This is a genomic window from Rossellomorea vietnamensis (genome assembly GCF_008180615.1).
GTDB lineage: Bacteria > Bacillota > Bacilli > Bacillales > Bacillaceae_B > Rossellomorea > Rossellomorea vietnamensis_D.
In genome coordinates this window covers 1-5,178 of sequence record NZ_VTEH01000034.1, presented here as the reverse complement: position 1 = coordinate 5,178, position 5,178 = coordinate 1, and the positions used below count along the sequence as shown (strand labels likewise).

The 5,178-nt window shown below is 38.9% G+C and carries 4 protein-coding genes and 3 rRNA genes; all 7 read left to right on the top strand.

Annotated features, from left to right (window positions below; all coding sequences use genetic code 11):
* Nucleotides 1–214 (top strand): 23S ribosomal RNA (locus tag FZC79_RS22715); the annotation flags it as partial.
* 87 nt (nt 215–301) lie between these two features.
* Nucleotides 302–418 (top strand): 5S ribosomal RNA (gene rrf / locus FZC79_RS22710).
* A gap of 1,100 nt (nt 419–1,518) precedes the next feature.
* Nucleotides 1,519–2,046 carry an RNA polymerase sigma factor gene (locus FZC79_RS22705; RefSeq protein ID WP_148948892.1) on the top strand — a complete coding sequence of 176 codons (528 nt, stop codon included), beginning with the start codon at nt 1,519–1,521 and terminating at the stop codon, nt 2,044–2,046.
* Entirely contained in the window at nt 2,033–2,740 is a 708-nt protein-coding gene (locus FZC79_RS22700) for a hypothetical protein (RefSeq protein WP_148948891.1), read from the top strand. Before FZC79_RS22705 ends, FZC79_RS22700 begins: the two co-directional genes overlap by 14 nt.
* A gap of 316 nt (nt 2,741–3,056) precedes the next feature.
* Nucleotides 3,057–3,269, top strand: coding sequence for a hypothetical protein (locus tag FZC79_RS22695; protein ID WP_148948890.1), 213 nt, complete (start codon nt 3,057–3,059; stop codon nt 3,267–3,269).
* 319 nt (nt 3,270–3,588) lie between these two features.
* The gene (locus FZC79_RS22690) at nt 3,589–4,425 is read left to right on the top strand and encodes a tyrosine-type recombinase/integrase (RefSeq protein WP_187442936.1); all 837 of its coding nucleotides are present in this window, start codon (nt 3,589–3,591) and stop codon (nt 4,423–4,425) included.
* A 403-nt stretch (nt 4,426–4,828) separates the two neighbouring features.
* Nucleotides 4,829–5,178, top strand: a 16S ribosomal RNA gene (locus FZC79_RS22685); the annotation flags it as partial.

Sequence of the window (5,178 nt, the reverse complement as noted above, 5' to 3'; positions counted from 1 at the left end):
TGTACCAGTTGTCTTGCCAAAGGCATCGCTGGGTAGCTATGTGCGGAAGGGATAAGTGCTGAAAGCATCTAAGCATGAAGCCCCCCTCGAGATGAGATTTCCCATCACTTTATGTGAGTAAGATCCCTGAAAGATGATCAGGTAGATAGGTCTGAGGTGGAAGCGTGGCGACACGTGCAGCTGACAGATACTAATCGATCGAGGACTTAACCACGAATAACAGCGAAACTCGGAATACTTTCTTCTTTCTTCTAATACTTTATCTAGTTTTGAGAGAACAATGTTCTTTCAATTGAATATGTCTGGTGACTAAGGCGAAGAGGTCACACCCGTTCCCATGCCGAACACGGAAGTTAAGCTCTTCAGCGCCGATGGTAGTTGGGGGATCTCCCCCTGTGAGAGTAGGACGTCGCCAGGCAAACCAAAGAGTACCCGAAGAGGTGCTCTTTTTTTGTATTGAAAATAACAAGAGAGAAATGCCTTTCCCTCCGCAAAATCCATAAGACGCAGGAGCGAGGACGGGGAGGAGCAAGAAGGTCGAGGACGAGAGGGAGAGAGCACCGCAGTGGGCAACCGCCCATGAGGATGCGAACGAGCGAAGCGGACGAAGAGATTCGCCGCATCGCCGTCCGAGCCTTCAGCGCCGATGGTAGTTGGGCCTCCCCCTGCGAGAACAAGCCGTGGCCAAGCAAAAGAGTATCCGATGGGATGCTCTTTTTTAGTTTAATCACATTATAGGATACAGTTGATTTTATTAATGAAAAAGGAACTCAGTTGTTCTGGAGTTTTATAGTTGAACTAAAGCTCACGTTTATTGATTAAGAGCTGTTTAAAACAAGCTTAAACAAGAGAACAAGAATATGAGGACAGCATACTTATAAGCGGTAGTAGATGATTTCTTCTGAAATGAATTTTTCTTAATATCTATAGTCAAAGAAGAAAGCAATCCAATGATTAATATAAAAGTAATTGCCTCTTTTATTGATGATAGACCAGAAAATAATGATAATAGTAAAACTATGATTACTAATAACATTAATGAAATGGTAATATACTGGGGTTTAAACCTCGGTACGTTTTGCAAGTTAATCACCTCCGTAAAATCATCAAACATTGAGGATTTCTTAGTTAAACACATCTTTAACTGAATACTCATCGGTGCTCATCTGGGAAAAATTGATAATTTAAGTTTATCATAGAGCACACCCATTTAGAATAGGTTGTTTTCAACACTCATCTTGCATTCGGTTAACACTTAATTACAGTGTCTGAGTTGGCCTATAAATTAAAACCAAATCAAATAATGGCCGAGATAACTTGTAGACACGCCATAAATCAGTTAATCCCAATGTGGTTGGACAAGGCAGGGCTGCTTCAAAATATAAGAGGTTTTTTAGCCTGGCATACGTGATTTCATCATCTGTGCAAATTTAATGTGAAACTTTTTGATGATCCGGCCGTCTTTAGGGTGAGGCAACAAAAACCTTGGAAAGTAGGATGAAAAGAGGGGTGAAGGATATGGAAGATGAAGTTAGAAAGCAAAGGATAAGTGAGTGGTACCAGAAATATAGTGATGCGATTTATCAATTTATACTAATTATGATTGGAGATCACGAACAAGCTAAAGATTTAACACATGATACCTTCCTTAAAGCCTATAATCATTTGGCGCATTTCAAAGGAGAAATGAGCGACAAGAATTGGTTGTATCGTATTGCCAGGAATGTGACCATAGATTTTATGCGTAAAAGAAAACCCATTCGTTATTTTGCCGATTCCATTATGGCCTTTCCTTCAAGTGATGATTCTCCAGAAAGAATTTTGCAATTAGGTGAAGCTGAACGACAAATGTATAACTCCTTAAGCAAATTAAAGAGATCGTATCGGGAAGTCATTATATTGAGAAAGATCAAAGAACTGTCAATCCAGGAAACGGCTGAAGTCCTTGGGTGGAAAGAAAGTAAAGTGAAAACGACCCTTTTCAGGGGATTGCAGGCCTTAAAAACTCAATTGCAAAAGGAGGGATATGATCATGAAACAATATGATGAAAACAAGGAATATGACAAAACTCTAAAATCACTTGATTCCATCACTATGGGAGAATCTGATAAAGAGGATGTATATTCAGACCTCATTCATAGTATTGAGAAAAAGAAAGGTATCGGCAGAGGCTTTAATTGGCCCGTTCAACTTTTATCTGCTGCCTTCATTATGATCTTCCTTGTAGGTGGAGGATATCTCATAGCTGAAAAAATACTGTGGGAACAAGCTGCTCCCGAGGATGAAAATATTGAAACGATAGAAACGGTTCTAGATAATGTATTCTCTGGACCTGATAAAGAGTTGAAAAAGTTATTAGATGATCAAGATTCCTATATAGAAGAAGACAAAGCTCAAGAATACCAAAGTAATTTATACTCCTATTATGAAAATATTTATCAACCTTATTTTGAAGAAAATACATTTCAAGGCCATATAAATACCAACCAGCTTACTTTTACCCAATTAGCCTATTACAAAGGCTATCAACTGAAAGCAGATAAAATAAATGTCAAAGAAGATGAAAAAACGGATGGTGCATACAACTTTACCGTTAATGTGCACTATTACAAAGGAGATATTAAAGAAGGAGATATTAAGGTAACAGGAAGAGTCAACATTTATAATACAGGTAAAATAAATACCCTGAAATTTTATGATGATGGGGGATTAGAAGAGTTGATAAAGATAATTCAATAGAAGGCTGACCAAATAAGTTAACCCTCTAATTAAAAGGGTTAAAAAAACATCCTTTAGCAGGTTAGGGGGTTGAAGATCACCTGCACTCTCTACAGCAGCAATTTTTCAAAAGCATCCTTGGAAAAAGACTTGTCCATAGACGAGTCTTTTGCTTTCTTTCGCTGATGAGTAACAAAGAATCCCTGAATGATAATCTGATATAATCGTTTGAATTATTTCCAGTGCTGCCGATTTAATCTACATTAGGCTAACCCGATCATTATAGTAAGTGAATTTAAACAAGAGAAAGTCCTAACTTATGGCTGGGGGTTATTGCATGACATATTATTATTTAGCATCAGATCAAAAGTTGGGATCAGGATGTGGAACTATTGGTATTGCAATGTCAGCACTAGAGTTGGTTTCAGGATTTGATTACCCCATTCAAGTAGAAATATTAATGGTCTTGAAAAAGAGTGGGAGCACCGGGCACTGCTGCAATATATCCAAAATCATACTGCCCCTTATAAGATTTGCCCGGTGCAAGTAGCTAACTTATTGAACTCAAATCGAGTGGAGCTAAAGGTTCGGAGTAAATCAAAGATATTGCTGCATGAGATTGCCGAACCTGAACTTTATTATTAGAAGAGGGGCATTCATTAACAATAAAGAAGGTGCCAGGATTCACATGATTTGAATCGAGTGTAAAGAGTACATTCACTTGCCTTTAGTGTGACATGAGGATAATTCCAGAACAAGGATTTAAAACGGATCTGCAACTCTACACTCTTTATTTTCGCAGAAGTTGACTTCCCATATCAAAGCCTTTACCATAAAATCACCAAGTCTATTTCTCAGGGGTGTTAATCTTGGAACATTCTCATGATATTATCGATAGATTTTCAGTTTGGCTAAGAAAAGAAGGAAAGTCAGCAAACACAGTAACAACTTATCAAAGAGAACTGAAGAAATACCAGGACTGGCTTCAAACCAAAGGACTGACCCTAAATGAACTTTCCCGGAATGAAGTGCAGAGTTACATAAACTTCTTAGAGAATCAAGGCAGAAGTCCAATAACCAATGATAAGATATTTGGCGCCATTCGAACGTTTTCTAAATTCTTAAAGCGACCAGATCTTACAGCAGAAATAGAAATCAAAACGGCAGAAAAGAAAAATGAAATCGAAACTTTAAACAACGAACAATGTGAATCTATATTGAAAAAAGTAAGAGATGAATCTAATTGCAGAAATACAGCAATTGTGTATACACTGCTGCATACAGGTATCCGAGTATCTGAACTATGTGCACTGGATAGATCAGATGTCGATTTGGAAGCGAAAACTTTGGAAGTCAATACTCCCGCTGGAGCCCATAGAATCATCCCGTTATCAGAAGAAGCAAATGATTACTTGAAAACATATATCCAAATCTCACAAGTCAAAACGGCGCTGTTTGTCTCCAGAACAAATGAGAGACTTACAGAAAGATCTATACAATACATATTAAAGAAATTTGATGTTAATCCCCATAAGCTTCGCCACACCTTTTGTCAGCGGCTGGTCGATAAAGGGGTTAGCATCGAGATTGTTTCAAGGCTTGCAGGGCATAAGGATATTAATGTAACCAAAAGGTATATCAAACCAAAGGTTGAACAACTGGCTCTTGAAGAAGCAATTCAAAAGACGTTTAGTAAAGATAGATGATCATTGAATTAACTCACGCAGAGAGGGTACGAATATAGTACTCTCTTTTTTATAAAAAAACCTTGTTATAGTTATACGGAAATGATATATTAGGTATTCGGCTTTCAACATCGCTGCCGTTAAAGAAAAAAACAAACAAAAAGATGTTGACTTCTACGAAGTAGAATGGTATAGTAATAAATGTCGCTGCTACGAGAGAGCGATAGAAAATAAATAGCAGCTATAAATTAGTTGTTCGCAGAAGTTGACAACAACGAAACGATATGTTATTATAGACTTCTGGTCGATTGAACCTTGAAAACTGAACAAAACAACAAACAAAACGTCAACGTAAATCTAGTAAGAACATGTTTCTTACAAAGTTGCTAATACTTTAAAAATAGCAAATGAGCAAGTCAAACTTCTTTCGGAGAGTTTGATCCTGGCTCAGGACGAACGCTGGCGGCGTGCCTAATACATGCAAGTCGAGCGGATTGATGGGAGCTTGCTCCCTGAAGTCAGCGGCGGACGGGTGAGTAACACGTGGGTAACCTGCCTGTAAGACTGGGATAACTCCGGGAAACCGGGGCTAATACCGGATAGTTCTTTTCCTCGCATGAGGAAAAGTGGAAAGGCGGCTTCGGCTGCCACTTACAGATGGACCCGCGGCGCATTAGCTAGTTGGTGAGGTAACGGCTCACCAAGGCAACGATGCGTAGCCGACCTGAGAGGGTGATCGGCCACACTGGGACTGAGACACGGCCCAGACTCCTA